We start from the raw sequence: 19,499 nt of genomic DNA, 5'->3' as shown, positions 1-19,499 counted from the left end.
CCCTGGTGTCGGCTGACACCGCGCACGCCCAGGAGAAGCGCCTCAAGTCCTGGGGCAACAACCGCTCCGGCCAGCTCGGGGACGGCACCTGGACCGACTTCCGCACCACAGCCACCACCGTGCTCGGATTGACGAGCGCTGAGGTGGTGAAGATCGCCGCCGGCGGGGCCGGGCCGACCACCGGCCACGGGCTGGCGCTGCTGACGGACCGTACGGTGCAGTCCTGGGGTGCGAACGGGTCCGGCCAGCTCGGTGACGGCAGCGTGTTCAGCCACAACGCGCCCGGACAGGTCGTCAACCTCTCCAACGCCACCGACATCGCGGCGGGCGGTGCGCACAGCCTGGCCCTGCTGGCCGACCAGACGGTCGTCTCCTGGGGAAAGAACAACTACGGCCAGCTCGGCAACGGCACCACCTTGGACAGCAGCGTGCCGGTCCGGGTCGAGGGCCTCAACAAGGTGATCGCCATCGCCGCCGGGCTCAACCACAGCCTCGCGCTGCGCGAGGACGGCACGGTCTGGGCCTGGGGCTACAACATCAACGGCCAGCTGGGCGACGGCACTTCGGCCAGCCGGAGCGTACCCTCCCCGGTGAGCAACCTGACCGGCGTCAGCCGGATCGCGGCCGGCTGCAACCACAACCTTGCCCTCGTCGGCCCGCCGCGCAGCAGCACCGGGCCCACCAGCGGCAACACGGTGAAGGCCTGGGGCTACAACGCCACCGGCCAGCTCGGTGACAACAGCACCATCAACCGCTACACCCCGGTCGACACCCAGGGCCCGTGGCTCGGCGGGGTCTCCCAGATCGCCGCCGGGTGCAACCACAGCCTGGCCGTCACCGACAGCGACAACAAGCTCAAGGCCTGGGGACAGAACACCTCCGGCCAGATCGGTGACGGGACGACGGACTACCGCATCACCCCCGTCACTGTCCCGGGCATCAAGGGCGTCGAGCTGGTGTCGGGCGGCCGCGAGCACACCATCGCCCTGCTCGGTGACAACACCGTGCGCTCCTGGGGCGCCAACGGCTCCGGCCAGCTCGGCAACGGCACCACCACCGACAGCACCACCCCGGTCACCAGCCTGACCGCGCTCACCGGTGTCGACAAGATCGCCGCGCCGGTCGGCGGCGATTTCAGCTTGGCCAACTAGGGCGTTTCCTTCCGATCATCGGATCGTTGGCCGGTCGTGTCGTTGACTGGCAGGTGATCGCGGCGATCGGTGGCTCCCCATCGCCCGAGTGCCCCGGGCCCGCGCGGCCGGGGCCGCGTGCCGCTGCGGGGCCGAGCCGCGGGGGTCGGCGCGGCAGCGCGGTGCGGCGGTCCCGACCGTCCGGGTGCTTTGCTCTAGATTGCCCGGTTATGGGAGAGAGTCGCGGGATCAGCCGCCGGTCGGTGCTCAGGACGGTCGCCGCCGCCGGTCTCGTGTCGGTGACGGGCACGGGAGCGGCAGCGGCCGTGGGCCCGGTGGCGTTCCCGCAGCCCGTGACGGTGCGGCGGCGGCCGGCGCCGGGGCTGGTGCCGTCGGTGCTGGAGCAGGTGCTGGACGTCCGATACGCGCAGGTCGAGGTGCCGGGCCACGGGCCGATCACCACGCGGGCCTACAACGGGGGCTTCCCGGGGCCGACGCTGCGGGTCCGGGCCGGGGACACCCTGCTGCTCACGCACATCAACGGACTGCCGCCGAACCCCGTCCACGACGGCCGCGCCGAGTACGGTCACCGGATGCCGCACCGGCCCCACAGCTTCAACCTGCACGCCCACGGCATGCACGTCTCCCCGTCGGGGCTCGCCGACAACGTGCTGCGGGAGTTCGCGCCGCGCTCCGCGCCCGGCAACCCGGAGCCGCACTACCGCACGGTGCTGCACATCCCAGCCGACCACCCCGCCGGGACGTACTGGTACCACCCGCACCTGCACGGCTCGACCGCCGAACAACTGGCCGGGGGCATGGCGGGGGTGATCGTGGTGGAGGGGAACATCGACGAGGTGCCGGAGGTGCGGGCCGCCGCGGACGTGGTGGTCTGCGTCAACGAGCTCAAGCTGCGCGACGGCCGGGTGCCGCCGTTCGACGCGGGAGCCTGGCTGACGGGGGTGCCGTCCGTGTTCACCGTGAACGGCGCGGTCAACCCGCTGCTGGCACTGCGGCCGGGCGAGGTGCAGCGCTGGCGCCTGGTGGGGGCTACCGCGTTCACCGCGCTCACGCTGCGACTCACCGGCTCAGCGGGCCAGTTGACGATGCACCGGATCGCCCAGGACGGCATCACGCTGCCCGCGCCGGTGTTCGCGCAGACGGTGGAGCTGGTGATGGGCAACCGGGTGGACGTGCTGGTCCGGGGTGCGGCGCCAGGCCGCTACGAGCTGCGGGCCGACCGGGTGCCGCAGCCGCTGCTGACCGTCGAGGTGGCGGGCCCGCCGCTGGACCCGCCAATGGCCCTGCCGCGCGCGCTGCCGCCCGGCCGGCCGTTCCTCGACGAGCGGGAGGTCACCGGTCCGGACCGGGAGGTGCTCTTCCACGTCGACCCGGGCGTCTTCCCCCTGCCGTTCCCCGACGCCTTCCGCGTGCTGGGAACCCACCCGACCCCGCCCGCGCACCCACACGGCGACCTCCGCCTCGACCCGGCGTACGGCCTGTACGACCCGGGGTACGTCAACCACGTGCTGCCGCTGGGCCGTACGGAGCGCTGGACGGTTCGCACCGGCGAGACCTCCCCCGGCTTCAACCACCCCTTCCACCTGCACACCAACCCGTTCCTGGTGACCCACCGCGACGGCGTCCGGATCGACCCGCCGGTCTGGCACGACACCGTCGGCCTGGCGGGCGGTACCCCGGGCGAGTCGGTGACTTTCCTGGTCCGCTACGAGGACTTCACCGGCCGCGCGATCGCCCACTGCCACCAACTGCACCACGAGGACCTGGGCATGATGCAGACCGTGGAGTACGTCGAGGCGTGATCCGGACGGCCTCCGAGAAGGTGAGCAGCCGCCTGGCGCTCGCGTGGGTGCAGGCCGGCTCCCGTGAACCGAGCCAGGCGCTACCGTCGTGATTGCTGAGTGCCGTTAGCCGGAGCGTGCAGGTGGGCAGTGGGCCCCGTTCCCCTTGAGCCAGCCGTCCGTCTTCAAGGGGTGCAAGCTCCTCACGTGCTGCCACTGTCGCGTGGCAGGCGTCGCACCGCTCGCGCGGTCAGCGGCAGGCAGACCAGCTGGGCCGCACCGACGGCAACTCGCTCCGCCTGGTCGCGGGTTCGCACGAGTGCCTTCTTGGACCCGAGCACGAACCCGGCTGGTGGCGGTGATCCGTAGGCCGTCAGGCAGCACAGGCCGCCTCCTTCCAGCCCCCTGGTGTGGCGGGTGGGAGCGTGGACGGCGAAGGAGCTCAGGAGTTCGCGCACGATCACCGCTGCCGCTGTCCGGGAGCACCGTTCGGCGGGGCACTTGCGTCGCCCCAGGCCGAAGCCCACGAATCCGCTGTCCGCTCGGCCGCGTTGCTCCCATCTGTGCGGGTTGAAGGCATCCGGCTCGGTGTGGCCCGTCCGCTGGTGCCGGCCGATGTCGAACAGGAGCTGGGTTCCGCGCGGGATCGTCACGGCCGGGCTGAGCGGGATGTCGTCCGTCACGAGTCGCTGGATGGTTGCGTGCAGGGGGTAGAGCCGCAGTGCTTCCGAGAGGAGGTGGTCAAGGTAGCGGGGATCGTTCTCGACGATCCGTTCGACGACGTGCGGATGGCGGGATGCCTCGAGCACGGTGTGGCAGACGCCTTCGGAGAGCTGGATGACACCGGTGTTGAAGAACACGCCTTGCAGGTGCTTCGACCTGGAGGTCGTGTCGAGTGTGCTGTCGGGGCCGAAGATCTCGGGGCAGCCACCGTGCTCGGTCACCTTGGTCCGCACGAGGTCGAGGAGTGCCAGTGCGGCGTCGGCGTCGCCGGCGGGCCGAAGTCCCTTGGAGGTGCGCATGGAGTCCCTGGCGGAGCGGCCGATCAGCGCGATCTGCTCCTGCGTCGGCGCGGTTCTGAAGGCCAGTTCGAACATGAGGCGGGCGGAGATCGGGACGGCGAGGTCCATGAGCCGCAGCACGCGGCTCGTGGTGCCGAGGGGCCAGGCGTCGTCCAGGACCTGGCGGGTACACCTGCGGGCCATCGCGGCGATCTCCTCGCGCGGGACGGCGAGGGCGCGGAAGGTCGCCCTGGCCAGCTCCGCGTAACGGGGGTGGTCGGGGTCGATGTTCTCCTGGTGCTCGTCGGCCGGCCGGTGGAAGTGGCGGATGGCCCGCCGCGCGTGGGTGTCGCCGCGGTGGCTCGCGGACTCGTGGGCGAAGAGCTCCTCCAGGACCGGCCCGTGGATGTCCTGGTTCGGCAGGCGGATCATCGGGGTGCCGGCCGGGCCGTCGTCCTTGGTGAGCAGGCGGAACCGGTAGGCGGCGGCAAGGCGCGGGTGGGCGGCGAAGGCGAGCACCGCCGCGGTGGCAGCGGCTGCCGGGATCGCGATCAGCAGGATCAGGAGGGCGCTCATGCGGGCTCCGTCGACGAGGCTCGAATCGCCTGTGCTTCCCTTACCACCCTTACCCGACTTCGGTGTTGTGAAGCCGCTCGTGCGCGGGACGCGTCCACGGGCGGGATCCGGTCGGGCCCTGTTTCACCGGGTCGGCGGATTCGCCTGCGGCGGTCCGGGGCGGCTGCGGTGCCGTCCTGGTCTGCTCGCTGGTGGTCCCGACGCTCGCTCCGCCGGACACCTGCCGCGCTGCTGTACGACTCCCCGATCACGCGGATTCGCCGCACACTGCGCGGGCACCTGCGCTGATCTCGCGGCGGACCTCGTCCTTGCGGACCTTGCCGAGCGCCGTTCGCGGCAGCGCGGCCACGAGGGCCAGCCGGGCCGGCAGGTACCACTCGGTCATCTTCCTGCCCCGCAGGAAGGCGCGGAGGTCTTCGAGCGAGGGCGGCGCACCGTGGGGGACGACGACCGCGCAGGCGACTTCGTGGCCGTCGTCGTCCGGCACGCCGACGACGGTGGCTTCGGCCACCCGGGGGTGGCCCAGGAGTTCGCCCTCCACCTCGGCCACCGGGATCACGTAGCCCCACCCGATGCGATCGGCCGCGCGGGAGAGGAAGCGCAGGTTCCCCTGTCCGTCGGCCTGGACGAGGTCGTCGGTGTCGTACCAGCCGTCGTCGTGCGCGGGACTCCACAGGACGCGCCTGGTGCGCAGGTCGAACATCCCGCGGCACAGGCCGGGGCCGCGCACGTGCAGCCGGTCGGCCCCGGTGGCGTCGCTCCCGGTCAGCCGGATCCGCATGCCCGGCAACGGTTCGCCGAGGGTCCGCTCCTGCGTGCCCGCCGGGTCGTCCGGCCGGGTCGCCATCACCGGGCCTGCCTCCGTCATGCCGTAGAACCTGACCAGTCGCGGGCACAGGTGCGTGCGCACCTGTGCGGCGACGGGGGCGGGCAGTGGCGCGGCGAGGCTGATGACCTGGCGCAGCCCGCTCAGCTCGCGGGGGTGACGCTGCTGCTCGCAGGCGAGTTCACCGAGGCTGCGCGGGGCCGCGATCAGGCAGTTCACGTCGTGCTGTGCCAGCAGGTCCAGCCACGTCCCGGGGTCGTGGGTGTCGGTGAACATCGAGGGCTGTCCGGTGGCGAGCGGAGACAGCAGCCCGAACAGCAGCCCGATGGCATGGGTCAGGGTGGAGACGGCGGCCGTCACGCCGTTCTCCGGCAGGTGCGTCCGTGCGGCCCGGAGGGCGGCGTACCTGGTGTTGTGGGTGTGCAGCACGGCCTTGGCCCGGCCGGTCGTCCCCGAGGTGCACAGCACCTGGCACACGTCGTCGGCTTGCACGGTCGGGCGTTCGGCGAGGGGCAGCGGTTCGGCGGACGCCGCGTCGCGCATCAGGTCGCCGAGGGTGATGACCTGCGCGGTCCCGTGCCCACCGGAGTCGCCGGCGTCCGCGGTGACGAGGAGGCCGGCCCCGGTGCTGGCCGTCATCACCTCCCGCTCGCGCGCGCCGGTGCCCGGCGGCAGTGAGAGCGCCGCCGCGCCCACCCGGCCGCAGGCCAGCCACAAGGCTCCCGACTCCCACCAGTTCGGCAGCTGCCAGGCCACCACCCGGCCGGGACGTACCCCCCGCTCCCACAGCACCGCGGCGAACTGTTCGACACATCGGGCGAGTTCGCCGAAGGTGACGGTCACCGACTCGCCCAGGAGGGTGCGCGCGTTGAGGTACGCGGGTCGGTCGGCCGCGGTGCGGGCCAGCGCGTGGAGGTCGTCCAGGAAGGTGCCGTGGCGCCACCACCCCTGTGCGTAGTAGGAGGCGGACTCGGCCGGCAGCGCCGGCAACGACCTGCTCAACTCACCCATGGTTCCCCGAAAGTGACAGCGGTGACGAAAGCTTGGCGACCGCGCGGGCGACGACCTCGCCCGCCTCGTCCTGGTGGGCGTGCCAGTGGGGCTGGTAGGTACCGGCGGGCGTGGGAGCGGCGCCACCGGTGTAGACGACCAGGGCGCGTTCGCCGGGGCGGATCAGGCCCTGCTCGATGGCGTCGAGCGTGCCGGCCAGCGAGTAGAGGCCGGCCCGCTCGCGGGGTGTGCCGTCGGGGTCGAGGGCGACGGCGACGCCGGCCTCCCGGAGCAGGGCGATGGCACGCGGTTCCAGCTGGAGGTAGCGGCTGTTGGTGAGGGCGCGGACGATGCCGCGGCTGTAGGCGCACAGAGCCCGCATGCGCCGCACGAGGTCCTCGGTGAGCCTCTGGCGGAACAGTGTGGGTTCGAGCACCGGGACCTCGCCGGCCTCGCCCGGCCGCCCGCCGAGGGCCTTGACGAACGGGGCGACGGCCTGCTGCTGGACACCGAGGAAGCGGGGCACCTGGACGGACTGTGTGCGCTGGAGCTCGCGCAGCCCGGCGTAGAACCCGAGCGGCCCGTACCCGCTGGACAGCGCCTGGACGTGCCAGTCCCACTGCCGGCCCAGCTCGTGTCCGGCGTCGCGCAGGACGTGGGCGCGCAGCTTGTTCGCCTCGTCCTGGTCGGCCGGGGCAGGGATGACCGGGACGCCCAGGGTCTGGGCGCAGGCCGCCAGGACGGCCTTGATCCGGTCCTCGGGTGCGTCGACCTCGACGAACTGCACGGTGTCGGACTCGGCGAGCCGGGGCACGATGCGGCGGCGGGAGGCCGGCGGGTGCAGGATCACCGCGCGCAGGCCGACGTGGGCGGCGTAGGCGGCCAGGGCGTTGGCGGTGTTCCCCGAACTCTGGGCGAGGACGAGCGGGTGCTCCTGCCCCAGGTAGCGGGAGACGGCCAGGCAGACCAGCCAGGACTTGAAGGTGCAGGTGGTGTTGCCCGTCGACAGGTCCAGCACGTCGGCGAGAACGCCGCCCTGGGGCGGTAACTGGACGATGCGTGCGCTCTCCTGGAGGCTCGCCCGGCGGATCCGCTCGGGGTCGGCCGACAGGTGCGCGGCATACCGCCGCACGACGTCGTCCTGCGCGTAGATCTCCATGGCCGGGCCCTCCCCGCAACCGCTAACGGGCGGCGGCGAAATGGCTGCGCAGGTACTCGCTCCAGCGGACCGGCGGGTAGTCGGTGCGGCCGACGGGCGGCGCGAACGCCTCGATCAGGGCGTCCTGGTCGGCCCCGCTGGCGTAGAGCAGCGAGAGCAGGTCCTCCTCGGGGGCAGCGGCGGGCGGCGGGGCGACCCGGTGCAGGCACGCCGGCCAGCGGTCCCCGGTCCACCGGGCGAGAAGTTGGCCGACGTTGACGGCCAGGGTCCCGGGGACGAACGGAGCGTCGACCCAGCCGCCCTCGGCGCTGTGGAGCTGCAGGCCGCCCAGCCCGTGCTCGCGGTCCAGGACGGTCAGCGCGCCGAGGTCGGTGTGCGGGGCGTGCCGGTACCCGCCCGGCGTAGTCGTTCCCAGACGGCGCAGCGACGGGTACCACTTGAGCCCGCCGACATGGGTGGGGTCACGCCGCAGCGCGGTGAAGTGATCGGCGGGCGCGCCGAGCGCGTGGGCGCACACCGTCAGCAGTTCGTCGCTGAGCCGGCGCATCGACCGCAGGTACTCCTCGGCCAGCTCCGCGAGCCGGGGCACCTGCGAGGGCCAGCGCTGCACGCGGCGCTCGTCGAGGACCGCCGAGCCGGTGGCACCGCCGTCCCGGAAGCTGAACGTCTCCCTCAGGTCGGCCGGGCCCCCTTGGGCGTTCGGGTAGTCGGTGCTCCAACCGCTGCCGCCCCTCTCGGCGCGGTAGCCGGCCTTGACCGGCTCGGGAAGTGCGAAGAACTCCCTGGCGAGCGCCCGGAGTTCCCTGAGCAGCTCGGCCGGGACCTGGTGCCCGGTGACCAGGCAGAAGCCGTACGAACCGAAGACGGCGTCCAGCCGACGAGCCACCTGGTCGCGATCGTGCGGCTCGCCGGTGCGCCAGCGCTCCAGGTCGATCAGCAGGTCGGTACCTTCGGCGGCGGTTCGGGTGGTGGGGGTCATGGTCGTCCTCGTGCTCGCAGTGGTCCGGCGCCGCTGACGTTCCCGGGTCGCACCCGGCTCGTCGCGGTCCATCTAACCGGCGCTCCCACCTCGCCCCGGCGTCCGACAGCCGAAACTCACCTGCACGAGTGATCGTTAGCCCGGCGGACACCTCCTCGGCCGGCTCCGCCGCCACCATGGGGGCCGAACTCGGGGTCGCTGTCCGGGCGGACCCCTGACCGTGCCGGCACCGCGCCGCGCGGCCCCGGAGCGGAAGTGAGCACGCGACGCATGGACGACACGGGCCTGGACCGGATCGCGCAGTTCGCCCGGCAGGAGATCGGCCCCTACCTGGCCGCCCACCCGGAGGACCGCTACCCCCTGCCCCTGGTGCGACAACTGGCCCAACTGGGCGCCTTCGGGGCGGCCGTGCCAACCCAGTACGGCGGAGGCGACTGGAGCCGGCGCGACCTCGCCCTCATCGGATACGAACTGGGCCGCGGCTGGCAGCCGTTGGCCGCTCTGGTCGGCACCCACCTCAAGCTGTGCCGGCAGGTGACGCAGCACGGCACCCCGCGGCAGCGCGAGCGCTGGCTCGACGCGATGGCCCGCGGCGAGAGCGTCTTCGCCCGCGCCTACCACGAGCAGGGCATCGGCCACCCCTCCCAGCTGGGCACCCGCGCCACCCGGCGCGGCCGGGCCGCCGTGCTCAACGGACGCAAGAGCTGGGTGACCAACGCGCGCAACGCCGACCGGGTACTGGCGATCGCCCGCGGCGACAACGCCACCATGGGCGTCCTCGTGGACCCCGCCCGGCCCGGGGTGACCGTCGGACCCGAGCTGCCCAGGCCCGGCCTGCTCGGCGTCTCGCTCGCCGAAATCACCTTCGACGACTACGAGTTCGATCCCGAGGAGGACGTGCTCGGCGGCTGGGGCCACGACCTGACCGCCTCGCTGCTCGCCCACGACGTGACCAGCTACACCGCCCGGGCCGTGGGCTCGGCCGACGCCGTCCTCGAACACGCCGTGCGCTTCGTGCGCGACGGCCTGGCCCACCGGCCGGCCGACGTCCAGGGCGCCATCCGCCTGCGGACGGGCGAGTTGGCGGCCAAGGTCGCGGTGATGCGGACGGTCTGGCGCGCCCTGCTCGATCCGCGGCCGCCCGAGGACGGAACGTCTCCTGGAGCGCCGAACCCGCCGATGACCTCCGCGGTGGCCAAGGTGTTCTGCACCACAACCCTGCTGGACGTGCTGCGGGAGGCAGCCGCGCTGTGCGGCGGGGCCGGCTACGCCGCAGCCGACCACGCCCTGGGACGCCACTACCGCGACGCGCTGGCACTGCCGATCATCGGAGCGCCCAACGACGTCCTGCTGTCCCGGATCGGCGAACACGAGCTGGGTGCGGACCGGTCGTCAGGACCGGTGCCGGATCCGTACCCGGACCGCTGACCCGACAAGATCCGAATCAGCGGATCCACCTCGCCGGCCGGGCCAGGGGGATGGCCACGCCGCCCGGGTGGCGGGCGGTCAGGTTGCGACCGGGGGGATCTGGTTCGGGTCGGAAAGTGGTGCGGCGTCGCCTCCGTGACGCCACACCACTTACCGGTGTGAGCCGAGCTCAGCGGAGGGACGGTGCTGCGCTCCGGGTCATTTCGCTGCAGGACCTTCCGTGTAGTTGTCCGCTTGGGTGCTGCTGTACTTGCCGTGCGGGAGGGCGAAGGTCTGCTGATGAAGGTCGGAGCCCGTGGGCGCAGGTCACGTGGTCGAAGTGGTTCGCCGCCTGGACTCCCCCTTCGGTGAAGGTCTCGGCGTTGTTCCCGGTGTCGTTCACGACAGCGTAGGAAGCCGGCGTGCTGAGAGCGAACTCAGTTCACTCTCATTTCACATCGCGCGTCCCAGAGCCTTCGACGCGCGTCAGCCGCACTGCGTTTCCGCAGGTCAGAGACGTGCTGACCTGCGGAAACGACAAGAGATCGAACTGCGTTTCCGCAGGTCAGAGCACCTACTACAGGTCGTAGTACAGCTCGAACTCGTGCGGGTGCGGCCGCAGCGCGATCGGGGCGATCTCGTTGGTCCGCTTGTAGTCGATCCAGGTCTCGATCAGGTCCGGGGTGAAGACGCCGCCGGCGAGCAGGTACTCGTGGTCCTCCTCGAGGGCCTGCAGCACGGCGGGGAGGGAGGCCGGGACCTGGGGTACGCCCGCGTGCTCGTCGGGGGCGAGCTCGTAGAGGTCCTTGTCGACCGGCTGGATCGGCTCGACCTTGTTCTTGACGCCGTCCAGGCCCGCCATCAGCATCGCGGAGAAGGCGAGGTAGGGGTTGGAGGACGGGTCGGGCGCCCGGAACTCGATGCGCTTGGCCTTGGCGTTGGAGCCGGTGATCGGGATCCGGATCGCGGCCGAGCGGTTGCGCTGCGAGTAGACCAGGTTGACCGGGGCCTCGAAGCCGGGGACCAGGCGGTGGTAGGAGTTCACCGTGGGGTTGGTGAAGGCCAGCAGCGAGGGGGCGTGCTTGAGCAGGCCGCCGATGTAGTAGCGGGCGGTGTCGGAGAGCCCGGCGTAGCCCTGCTCGTCGTAGAAGAGCGGGGCGCCGTCGGCCCAGAGCGACTGGTGCACGTGCATGCCCGAGCCGTTGTCACCGAAGATCGGCTTCGGCATGAAGGTGGCCGTCTTGCCGTTCCGCCAGGCGACGTTCTTGATGATGTACTTGAACAGCATCAGGTCGTCGGCCGCGTGCAGCAGGGTGTTGAAGCGGTAGTTGATCTCGGCCTGGCCGGCGGTGCCGACCTCGTGGTGCTGGCGCTCGACCTGAAGGCCGGAGGCGGCCAGCTCCAGCGACATCTCGGCGCGCAGGTCGGCGAAGTGGTCGACCGGCGGGGTCGGGAAGTAGCCGCCCTTGTACTTGACCTTGTAGCCGCGGTTGCCGCCCTCCTCGATCCGGCCGCTGTTCCAGGCGCCGGCCTCGGAGTCGATGTGGTAGTAGGAGGCGTTCGCGGTGGTCTCGAACCGGGCCTCGTCGAACACGTAGAACTCGGCCTCGGGACCGAAGAAGGCGCTGTCGGCGATGCCGGAGGAGGCCAGGTAGGCCTCGGCCTTCTTGGCCACGTTGCGCGGGTCGCGGCTGTAGGCCTCGCCCGTGATCGGGTCCTGGATGAAGAAGTTGATGTTGAGGTGCTTCTCCTTGCGGAACGGATCGAGCCGCGCGGTCGCCAGGTCCGGGACCAGTGCCATGTCCGACTCGTGGATCGCCTGGAACCCGCGGATCGACGAACCGTCGAACATCAGGGTCTCGGCGGGGTCGAAGGTGGCCGCCGGAACCGCGAAGTGCTGCATGACGCCCGGCAGGTCGCAGAACCGCACATCCACGAACTTGATGTCGTTCTCCGCGATGTAGGCCTTGACCTCATCCGCATTCTTGAACATCGATGTCCTCCTCTGCCCGACCGCGACGAGGGCCGGGATCAGACCTGCACGGACCAGTCGTCCCAACCGGCCACGGTGCGGGCCACCTTAGGAACAGGCCGTTTCCTGGCTATGACCCGATCGTTTCGCCCATGTTAACCGGCGAGCCCGAATGGGCGGCAAAGTCACCCGGGTGGGGGCAAAACGTGCCGGGGGCAGCACCGTTCTCCGCAATTGGTCTGAACCACTGGAAGGGGCCGCGCCACGCGGATTCACCCGCAGGGGGAGTCGACGCCGGCCGCTCCGGTATGCCCGGCTACTGTGGGTTCGTGGACAGCAGAGAAGCAATGGGATCGTGGCTGGAAGGCCCGAAGGCCGCCGCCGAGCGGATGGGTGCCGACTTCGGCTACCGCGGTGAGCGGCTCGGTCGCCCGCAGCAGGGTTCCGGCGCGGTGGCCGGCCCCGGCCGGCGGATCGGCGCGCTCTTCGCGGACGGCTGGATCGCCAGCCTGATCGCCTTCGGCCTGCTCGCCCACGGTGACCCCGCCAAGGCCAACCTGCTCAGCCTGCCGGTCTTCTTCGCGATGAGCGCGCTGCTGCTCGCCACCACCGGCACCACGATCGGCAAGCGGCTCTTCGGCCTGCGGGTGGTGCGGCTGGACGGCGGGCGGGCGACCATCCCGCAGGTGCTGCTGCGCACCGTGCTGCTCTGCCTGGTGGTGCCCGCCGCGGTCTGGGACCGGGACACCCGCGGCCTGCACGACAAGGCGGTCGCGACGGTCGAGGTGCGGATCTGACCCCGAGGTTCTTGACATGTGAGGTTCTTGAAATGTGGAGAGGCCCCGCCGGTCGGCGGGGCCTCTTTGCGTATGGGTGCCGGTGGCGCGGCGGCTCAGCGAGCCTGGCCGCCCTTGGGCATCCGGGCGCCCTTGGGCATCGGGCCCTTGGGGATCGGTGCCTTGGAGAGCAGGTCGCCCAGCGCGCGCAGGCGGTCGTTGGTCTCGGTGACCTGGGCGGGCGTGATCGCGCGCGGCAGCCGCATCAGGTGGATCTGCAGCTTCTTCAGCGGCACCTCGCCCGGCCCGTCGCCGACCATGATGTCGTGCACCGGCACGTCGGCGACCACGCGCGCCATCTTCTTCTTCTCGGCGGCGAGCAGCGGGCGCACCCGGTTCGGGTTGCCCTCACCGATCAGCGCGATGCCGGGGCGGCCGACCGCGCGGTAGACCGCGTCCTGGTTGCGGGTGACCGCGACCGGGGTCGGGTTGGCGCTCCAGCCGCGCTTGATGTTGTTCAGCACGGCCGCGGCGGCGCCCGGCTGGCCCTCCATCTGGCCGAACGCGGCCCGCTCGGCCCGGCGGCCGAAGACGATCGCCGCGGCCAGGAAGCCCAGGATGAAGCCAAGGATCCCCACGATGATGGGGTGACCGATCAGGAAACCGATGGCGAGGAACACGCCGAAGGTGAGGAGGCCGACGCCCCCGATGATCAGGCCGATCTTGGTGTCGACCTTCTGGGTCATGATGTACGCCTGGCGGATCTGCTTGAGCCGCCCGGGAGTTTCGGATGTTTCCCTCGCCATGAAGGCCATGCTACGTGGCGGGGACATCGGAACACGAAGCACGGTCCCGATTCGGCGCAACCGTGCGGGAAATCGTTACCCCAGGTGAGCGAAGGGGGCGCGTCGGACGGTGCGCGGGCAGGCCGGCCCGGGCCGCCGCGCGGTCGGCCGCATGGCGGCGGTTCTCGCAGACCGCCGACCAGGCGTTCAACTGCGCCTGGCGTCGACCGCCCGCCAGCAGCACGCTCTCCGCCAGCCTGATCGCCGTGCCGATCGTGGTACGCATCGCGGCCACTCCCCTCGCCGAGCCTGCGTCCAGTCTCGGCCGCCGTTGTTAAGCCCCCGTGACCCGCGGGTCAAACCCCGGTGAAACGCCGGTGGGGCCCGGAGGTTCCTCCGGGCCCCACCGCACGCACGACCGTCAGACCGCGGTCCGCTCGCGGTGCTCCAGCGCCTGCCGGTAGAGCCGGCCGGCGCGGTAGGAGGAGCGGACCAGCGGCCCGGACATCACGCCGGCGAAGCCGAGCTCCTCGGCCTCCTGCTGCAGCTCCACGAACTCGTGCGGCTTGACCCAGCGCTCGACCGGGTGGTGGCGCAGCGAGGGCCGCAGGTACTGGGTGATGGTGATCAGCTCGCAGCCCGCGCCGACCAGGTCGGCCAGCGCCTGGCTGACCTCCTCGCGGGTCTCGCCCATGCCCAGGATCAGGTTGGACTTGGTGACCAGGCCGGCCGCCCGGGCCTGGGTGATGACGTCCAGCGAACGCTCGTAGCGGAACGCCGGGCGGATCCGCTTGAAGATCCGCGGCACCGTCTCGACGTTGTGCGCGAGCACCTCGGGACGCGAGGAGAAGACCTCGGCCAGCTGCTCGGGAACCGCGTTGAAGTCCGGGATCAGCAGCTCGACGCCGGTGCGCCCGGTCGCGCGGTCCGCGGTCAGTGCGTGCACCTGGCGGACCGTCTCGGCGTACAGCCAGGAGCCGCCGTCCTCGAGGTCGTCGCGGGCCACGCCGGTGATGGTCGCGTAGTTGAGGTCCATGGTGACGATGGACTCGGCGACCCGGCGCGGCTCGTCACGGTCGAACTCGGCGGGCTTGCCGGTGTCGATCTGGCAGAAGTCGCAGCGCCGGGTGCACTGGTCCCCACCGATCAGGAAGGTGGCCTCGCGGTCCTCCCAGCACTCGAAGATGTTGGGGCAGCCGGCCTCCTGGCAGACCGTGTGCAGCCCCTCCTTCTTCACCAGCGACTGGAGGGCGTTGTACTCCGGGCCCATCTTCGCCCGGGTCTTGATCCACTCGGGCTTCCGCTCGATGGGGGTCTCGCTGTTGCGGACCTCCAGGCGGAGAAGCTTCCTGCCGTCGGGCGCGACAGCGGACACGTGCAGCTCCTAGATGTAGACGGGGTACCCCCAGGGTACGCCTGTGCTTGTACGGTCTGCGCCGGGCTCACGCCCCGCATTCGCAGGGCAACAGTGGCCGGCGCCGCCTGATTCCCGGGGGCTGATCCCCGGGTGACCACCAGCTCGCGGTCAGCGGTTCAGCGGGCCGGCGGCGTGGTCAGGGCGTGCTCAGTGGGCCAGCGCGGGCTCGGGCAGCTCGGCGAGGACCTCCGCCAGCCGCCGTTCCACCACCGGCGCCAGTTCGGCGACCGGGACGTCCCGGCCCAGCTCGCTGGAGAGCGAGCCGACCCCGGCGTCCCGGATCCCGCAGGGGATGATCCGGTCGAACCAGGTCATGTCCGGGTTGCAGTTGAGCGCGAACCCGTGCATGGTCACGCCGCGCGCCACCCGCACCCCGATCGCGGCGAGCTTGCGGTCGTCGCCGCGCTGTCCGGCGTTGGACGGCGCGTACTCGGGGCCGGCCAGCCGCGGGTCGATGCCGAGCGGCAGGCCGAGCCGCAGGGTCAGCCTGCCGATGTCGATCACCTTGGCCGGGTCGGGCACGGCGTCCGGCAGCTCCTGGCCCAGCACCCAGACCCCGCTGCGGCCCTCGACCCGGCTGGTCGCCACGCCGAGGTCGGCGCAGGCCCGGATCAGCGCCTCCTCCAGGCGGCGGACGTAGGCGACCACGTCCATCGGCTCGGGCAGCTTGACGATCGGGTAGCCGACCAGCTGGCCCGGACCGTGCCAGGTGCCCTCGCCGCCCCGGTTGACCTGCACCACCGGGGTGTCGTCCAGCGGCAGGTCCTCGGGCTTGGTCCGCTTGCCGGCGGTGAAGACCGGCGGGTGCTCCAGCAGCAGCACGGTGTCGGGGATCTCGTCGGCGAGCCGCAGCGCGTGCAGCCGCTGCTGCTCCTCCCAGGCCTCCTGGTACGGCACCGCGCCTTCGCCTATCCGCATCCGGACGAATCGCACGTTCTCGCTCACCGCTGCTCCTTGCCCAGGTGTTCGCGACCAACCTCGCCACTGTACGCCCGCTCGCTCACCCGTCCGAAGCCGCCCGCGTCGGCCCCTGGCGGACGGGGGCGCAAAGGGTACGCGCGCTTCAAACCCCGAGCGCCGCACCTTCCTCAGAACGGGCGCCCGTCCGTCACCCGTTCGGAGGACTGCCCGCGCAGATCCGCCCATAGCGCCCGAATGCTCGCTACATTCACGCCGATTCCCGACAGGGGCGTCGCGCAAGGCACCGGGGGGCCGGACCGCGGCGTTCGAGAGGTGTTGACTGACATGCCCCAACGGCCTGCAACCGACGACAGTCCGGCCTACGGTCCGCTCGACCCACTGGACCCGCACGAACGCCATGGCGAGCCGGACCGTCCAGGTACGGCCGCCCTGCCCGGGCAACGCCACGACGACACACCGCTGCTGGAACGCCGGGTGCACGCCCCCGACGACCTCCACCACGGTGTCGACGAGCTCCACCCCGGCACCGACCGGCTCCACCACGGCCCGGGCGACGGCGAGACCGCCGCCGAGGAGCACGACCGCGCCCCGGGCGGCCTGCCGCTCGGCGCGGACCTCGGCACGGACGAGGACGGCGCCGCCCGCACCGAGGCGAGCCGCGCGCAGAATCCGCTGCTCGCCGCGCTGATCGAGGAGGCCGGCTTCTCGCACGCCGGCCTGGCCCGCCGGGTCGACCAGCTCGGCCTGGAGCACGGGCTCGACCTGCGCTACGACAAGACCTCGGTGACCCGCTGGCTACGTGGTCAGCAGCCGCGCGGCGCCACCCCGGCGCTGATCGCCGAGGTCTTCACCCGCCGGCTCGGCCGCCGGCTCTCCGCCCAGGACATCGGGCTGGACGCCTGCGCCCCGGTCTACGCGGGCCTGGAGTTCGCCGAGACCCCGCAGGAGGCCGTGGACATCGTCGCCAGCATGTGGCGCAAGGACACCGGCCCGCAGTCCGAGCTGCGCCGGATCGCCTTCACCCCGGCCGGCCTGGTGGTGCCCAGCCGCGACTGGCTGATCGGGCGCAGCGACGAGCAGGTGGCCCGGGACGGCTCGGCCGGGATCTACGTCTCGGGGCCGGACGGACCGCTCGCCCGGCTCGACCCGACGGCGGAGCACGGCGACCAGCCGCCCCGGGCCGGCGCCGGCCCCGGTGGCCGCGGCACGGCGGCCGGGCGGGTGCCCTCGCAGGCCCGCCGGCCGCTGGTCTCCGGGACCAGAACCGCGACGCTGCCCGCGCAGAGCGGCCCCACCGCCGACCCGAGCGCCCGGGGGAGCCGGGCCGGCCTGCGGGTCGGGCGCGGCGACATCGCCGCCGTCCGGGCGGTCGGCGACCTGTTCCGGGCGCTGGACAACGCCTACGGCGGCGGCCACGCCCGGCAGGCCCTGGTGCGCTACCTGGAGAGCGAGGCCGAGCCGATGCTGCGCGGCCGCTACGGCGAGCAGATCGGCCGGGCGCTCTTCGCGGCGGTCGCCGACCTCACCAGGCTGGCCGGCTGGACCTCCTTCGACATCGCCGCGCACGGCCTGGCGCAGCGCTACTTCGTCCAGGCGCTGCGGCTCTCCCAGGCGGCGGGCGACCGGGTGCTCGGCGGCTACGTGCTGATCACCATGAGCCAGCAGGCGGTCCACCTCGGCCACGGCCGGGAGGCGGTCCAGCTGGCCAGGGTGGCCCAGCAGGGCGTCGGCACGGCGGCGCCCGCCACCGTCCAGTCGCTGATGCACGCCGCCGAGGCGCGCGGGCACGGGGTGCTCGGCGACGTCCGCTCCTGCACCACGGCGCTGGTCCGCTCCGAACGCGCGCTCGCGCTGGCCCGCAGCGGTGACGAACTGCCCTCCTGGGCCCGGTTCTTCGACGAGGCGCAGCTGGCCGACGAGTTCGCCCACTGCTACCGCGACCTGCAGCAGTGGCGCCCGGCCGCCCAGCACGCCGAGAAGTCGCTGCGGCTGCGCGGCGCCGCCTACGCGCGCAGCCGGGTCTTCTGCCGGATCGTGCTGGCCGCCGCCCGGCTCGGCATGGGCGACGTGGACGAGTCCTGCGCGCTGGCCACCGAGGCGCTGCGCGCGGCGGGCGAGATGCGCTCGGCCCGCACGGTGGAGTACCTGCGCGACTTCCACCGCCGGCTCGCCCCGTACCGGAGCAGCGCGGCGGCCCGCGCCTTCGAGGAGGCGGCGCGGCAGGCGGGGGTGCTCTGAGCGGTTGCCCGCAGCGTGGCCGGGGGCGGGAATCGGCACCCCGCCCCCGGCCGTCCGTCAGGCCGCAGCGCGCGGCTGGTCGAGCTCCGCCGTGCGGGGCACGCCCAGGTCGCGCAGTACCGCCTCGGCCGCCCGGCGTCCCGAGACCAGCGCCCCCTGCGCGCTGCTGGTGTCCCGGTGGTCCCCGCAGACGTAGAGTCCGGCCAGCACCCGCACCGGGCGGCGGAAGTTGTGCGGCGGCGGCATCGCCGGTACCGCGTCCGGCAGGTGACGCACGCTCAGGAACTCCCATTCGCGCGCTGCCACCCCGTACAGCCGCCCCAGCCGCTCGCGCACCGCGGGCTCCAGGGCGGCGGGCCCGCCGGAGCCGAAGGCGCGCCGACCGAGCACCGTGGTGGCCACCAGCGAGCGGTCCGCCGGGGCGTAGGACTCGTGCACCTGACTGAGGATCAGCGAGTGCGAGACCGGCGCCGGACCCTGGTCCCGGTCGGCGTCGAGCAGCAGCACCGCCTCGTTCAGCGGCGTGCCGGCGGTGGTGTGGAAGTACGTCGTCACCGGGTGGAAGTCGGGTAGCCGCAGGCCCGGCAGCAGCTCGACCGCCGACCGGGCGTCGGTGGCCAGCACCACCGCGCGGGCGCCGAGGCGGCCGTGCTCCGCGGTCCACACCGCGTCCGCGCCGATCGCGGTCACCCGCACGCCGAGCCGCACCGTGCCGGGCGGTAGCGAGTCGGCCAACTGGCCGGGCACCGCGGCGGTGCCGGCGGCGGGCAGTGCGAGCCGGCCGCGCGCGTAGCCGCGCAGCACCAGATCGGCGATCCGGCTGCTGGTGCCGAGTGCCGGATCGCTCAGCAGGGCGGTGAGCAACGGACGCAGGAAGCCGTCCACCACCTTGGCGGGCAGTGCGCGCTCGGCCAGCGCGCGGGCGGTGCTGGTCTCGGGACGGGCCAGCAGTCTGGGCACCGGGGTGGCCGCCAGCCGGCTCAGGCTGGCGCCGAGGCGGGCCTTCTCCAGCGGGCTGCCGAGCGGCGACCGGGTGGCGGCCTGCCGGGCGGTCGGCAGCTGCGGATCGCCGACCCGGTAGCGGCGGCCGCCGCTGTGCACCAGTACCCCGGGGGCCAGCCGACACAGCGCCAGGCCGTCCAGGTCGAGCCGGCGGACCAGCTCGGGGAAACCGGTGTTGAGCAGTTGACCGCCGTGGTCCAGCCGGTAGCCGTCCAGCTGCTGACCGGCCATCCGGCCGCCGATCCGCTCGGTCGCCTCCAGTACCTGGACCTGCAGTCCGGCGGAGGCCAGCGACCGGGCGGCGGCCAGGCCGGCCAGCCCCGCGCCGACCACGACCACGTCGGGGTCGTCGGCGCGGCTGCGGCGGGTGATGTCGTGTGGGGTCACGGGCGAGCTCCCTCCCTGGTCCCGGAGCTCCGGCCGGCGGCCGGCTGCGGAGCGTGCCGGGACGGTTCGAACGGGTGATGCCCCGTCAGTAGCTTGATCAGGCAAGGGCATTCGCTCGAATCGGTGGGCGC

General features: G+C 72.7%; 14 protein-coding genes. 5 read left to right on the top strand and 9 right to left on the bottom strand.

Annotated elements, in window-relative coordinates:
* The first annotated feature begins 5 nt into the window (after positions 1 to 5).
* Entirely contained in the window at positions 6 to 1,151 is a 1,146-nt protein-coding gene (locus ABH937_RS20650) for a hypothetical protein (protein ID WP_280686903.1), read from the top strand.
* Between the two features lie 209 nt (positions 1,152 to 1,360).
* On the top strand, positions 1,361 to 2,953 hold the full coding sequence (locus tag ABH937_RS20645; protein WP_370219037.1) for a multicopper oxidase family protein: 1,593 nt from the start codon (positions 1,361 to 1,363) through the stop codon (positions 2,951 to 2,953).
* A 182-nt stretch (positions 2,954 to 3,135) separates the two neighbouring features.
* On the opposite strand, the gene ABH937_RS20640 is transcribed toward ABH937_RS20645, so the two are convergent.
* The 4 genes from ABH937_RS20640 to ABH937_RS20625 form a co-directional block, all read right to left on the bottom strand.
* Positions 3,136 to 4,509 (bottom strand): cytochrome P450, encoded by a 1,374-nt coding sequence (locus tag ABH937_RS20640; protein WP_370219035.1) that lies wholly within the window; start codon positions 4,507 to 4,509, stop codon positions 3,136 to 3,138.
* Between the two features lie 247 nt (positions 4,510 to 4,756).
* A complete protein-coding gene (locus ABH937_RS20635) occupies positions 4,757 to 6,337 on the bottom strand; it encodes an AMP-binding protein (RefSeq protein ID WP_370219033.1) in 1,581 nt (526 codons plus the stop codon).
* Position 6,338: 1 nt separating this feature from the next.
* Complete coding sequence (locus ABH937_RS20630; RefSeq protein ID WP_370219032.1) at positions 6,339 to 7,484, bottom strand: pyridoxal-phosphate dependent enzyme; 1,146 nt, start codon at positions 7,482 to 7,484, stop codon at positions 6,339 to 6,341.
* 22 nt (positions 7,485 to 7,506) lie between these two features.
* A complete protein-coding gene (locus ABH937_RS20625) occupies positions 7,507 to 8,463 on the bottom strand; it encodes an isopenicillin N synthase family dioxygenase (protein ID WP_370219031.1) in 957 nt (318 codons plus the stop codon).
* A gap of 255 nt (positions 8,464 to 8,718) precedes the next feature.
* On the opposite strand from ABH937_RS20625, the gene ABH937_RS20620 reads away from it, so the two are divergent.
* Positions 8,719 to 9,891, top strand: coding sequence for an acyl-CoA dehydrogenase family protein (locus ABH937_RS20620; protein ID WP_370219030.1), 1,173 nt, complete (start codon positions 8,719 to 8,721; stop codon positions 9,889 to 9,891).
* Positions 9,892 to 10,447: 556 nt separating this feature from the next.
* Here ABH937_RS20620 and glnA read toward each other — a convergent pair.
* The gene (glnA, locus tag ABH937_RS20615) at positions 10,448 to 11,863 is read right to left on the bottom strand and encodes a type I glutamate--ammonia ligase (protein ID WP_280686911.1); all 1,416 of its coding nucleotides are present in this window, start codon (positions 11,861 to 11,863) and stop codon (positions 10,448 to 10,450) included.
* Between the two features lie 308 nt (positions 11,864 to 12,171).
* Here glnA and ABH937_RS20610 point away from each other — a divergent pair, with 308 nt between their 5' ends.
* A complete protein-coding gene (locus ABH937_RS20610) occupies positions 12,172 to 12,639 on the top strand; it encodes an RDD family protein (RefSeq protein ID WP_280686912.1) in 468 nt (155 codons plus the stop codon).
* 95 nt (positions 12,640 to 12,734) lie between these two features.
* On the opposite strand, the gene ABH937_RS20605 is transcribed toward ABH937_RS20610, so the two are convergent.
* The 3 genes from ABH937_RS20605 to lipB form a co-directional block, all read right to left on the bottom strand.
* A complete protein-coding gene (locus tag ABH937_RS20605) occupies positions 12,735 to 13,424 on the bottom strand; it encodes a DUF4191 domain-containing protein (RefSeq protein ID WP_280686913.1) in 690 nt (229 codons plus the stop codon).
* Between the two features lie 400 nt (positions 13,425 to 13,824).
* Positions 13,825 to 14,778, bottom strand: a complete 954-nt coding sequence (locus tag ABH937_RS20600) for a lipoyl synthase (protein WP_370219029.1) — start codon at positions 14,776 to 14,778, stop codon at positions 13,825 to 13,827.
* A 189-nt stretch (positions 14,779 to 14,967) separates the two neighbouring features.
* Positions 14,968 to 15,738, bottom strand: coding sequence for a lipoyl(octanoyl) transferase LipB (lipB, locus tag ABH937_RS20595; protein WP_280687305.1), 771 nt, complete (start codon positions 15,736 to 15,738; stop codon positions 14,968 to 14,970).
* 327 nt (positions 15,739 to 16,065) lie between these two features.
* Here lipB and ABH937_RS20590 point away from each other — a divergent pair, with 327 nt between their 5' ends.
* Positions 16,066 to 17,979: a regulator gene (locus ABH937_RS20590; RefSeq protein WP_280686915.1), complete on the top strand. Its 1,914-nt coding sequence runs from the start codon at positions 16,066 to 16,068 to the stop codon at positions 17,977 to 17,979.
* A gap of 57 nt (positions 17,980 to 18,036) precedes the next feature.
* On the opposite strand, the gene ABH937_RS20585 is transcribed toward ABH937_RS20590, so the two are convergent.
* Positions 18,037 to 19,368 carry an NAD(P)/FAD-dependent oxidoreductase gene (locus ABH937_RS20585; protein ID WP_370219028.1) on the bottom strand — a complete coding sequence of 444 codons (1,332 nt, stop codon included), beginning with the start codon at positions 19,366 to 19,368 and terminating at the stop codon, positions 18,037 to 18,039.
* Positions 19,369 to 19,499 lie beyond the last annotated feature (131 nt).

The sequence above is a fragment of the Kitasatospora sp. GAS1066B genome (assembly GCF_041262605.1).
Taxonomy (GTDB): domain Bacteria; phylum Actinomycetota; class Actinomycetes; order Streptomycetales; family Streptomycetaceae; genus Kitasatospora.
The sequence above is the reverse complement of the archived record's forward strand: the minus strand, read 5'-3'. Positions and strand labels throughout refer to the sequence as shown.

Excerpts from the sequence above, each read along its gene's own strand:
- ABH937_RS20605 (WP_280686913.1), bottom strand. The coding sequence starts at position 13,424 with ATGGCGAGGGAAACATCCGAAACTCCCGGGCGGCTCAAGCAGATCCGC.
- ABH937_RS20645 (WP_370219037.1), top strand. The coding sequence starts at position 1,361 with ATGGGAGAGAGTCGCGGGATCAGCCGCCGGTCGGTGCTCAGGACGGTC.
- ABH937_RS20590 (WP_280686915.1), top strand. The coding sequence starts at position 16,066 with ATGCCCCAACGGCCTGCAACCGACGACAGTCCGGCCTACGGTCCGCTC.
- ABH937_RS20640 (WP_370219035.1), bottom strand. The coding sequence starts at position 4,509 with ATGAGCGCCCTCCTGATCCTGCTGATCGCGATCCCGGCAGCCGCTGCC.
- lipB (WP_280687305.1), bottom strand. The coding sequence starts at position 15,738 with ATGCGGATAGGCGAAGGCGCGGTGCCGTACCAGGAGGCCTGGGAGGAG.
- glnA (WP_280686911.1), bottom strand. The coding sequence starts at position 11,863 with ATGTTCAAGAATGCGGATGAGGTCAAGGCCTACATCGCGGAGAACGAC.
- ABH937_RS20630 (WP_370219032.1), bottom strand. The coding sequence starts at position 7,484 with ATGGAGATCTACGCGCAGGACGACGTCGTGCGGCGGTATGCCGCGCAC.
- ABH937_RS20625 (WP_370219031.1), bottom strand. The coding sequence starts at position 8,463 with ATGACCCCCACCACCCGAACCGCCGCCGAAGGTACCGACCTGCTGATC.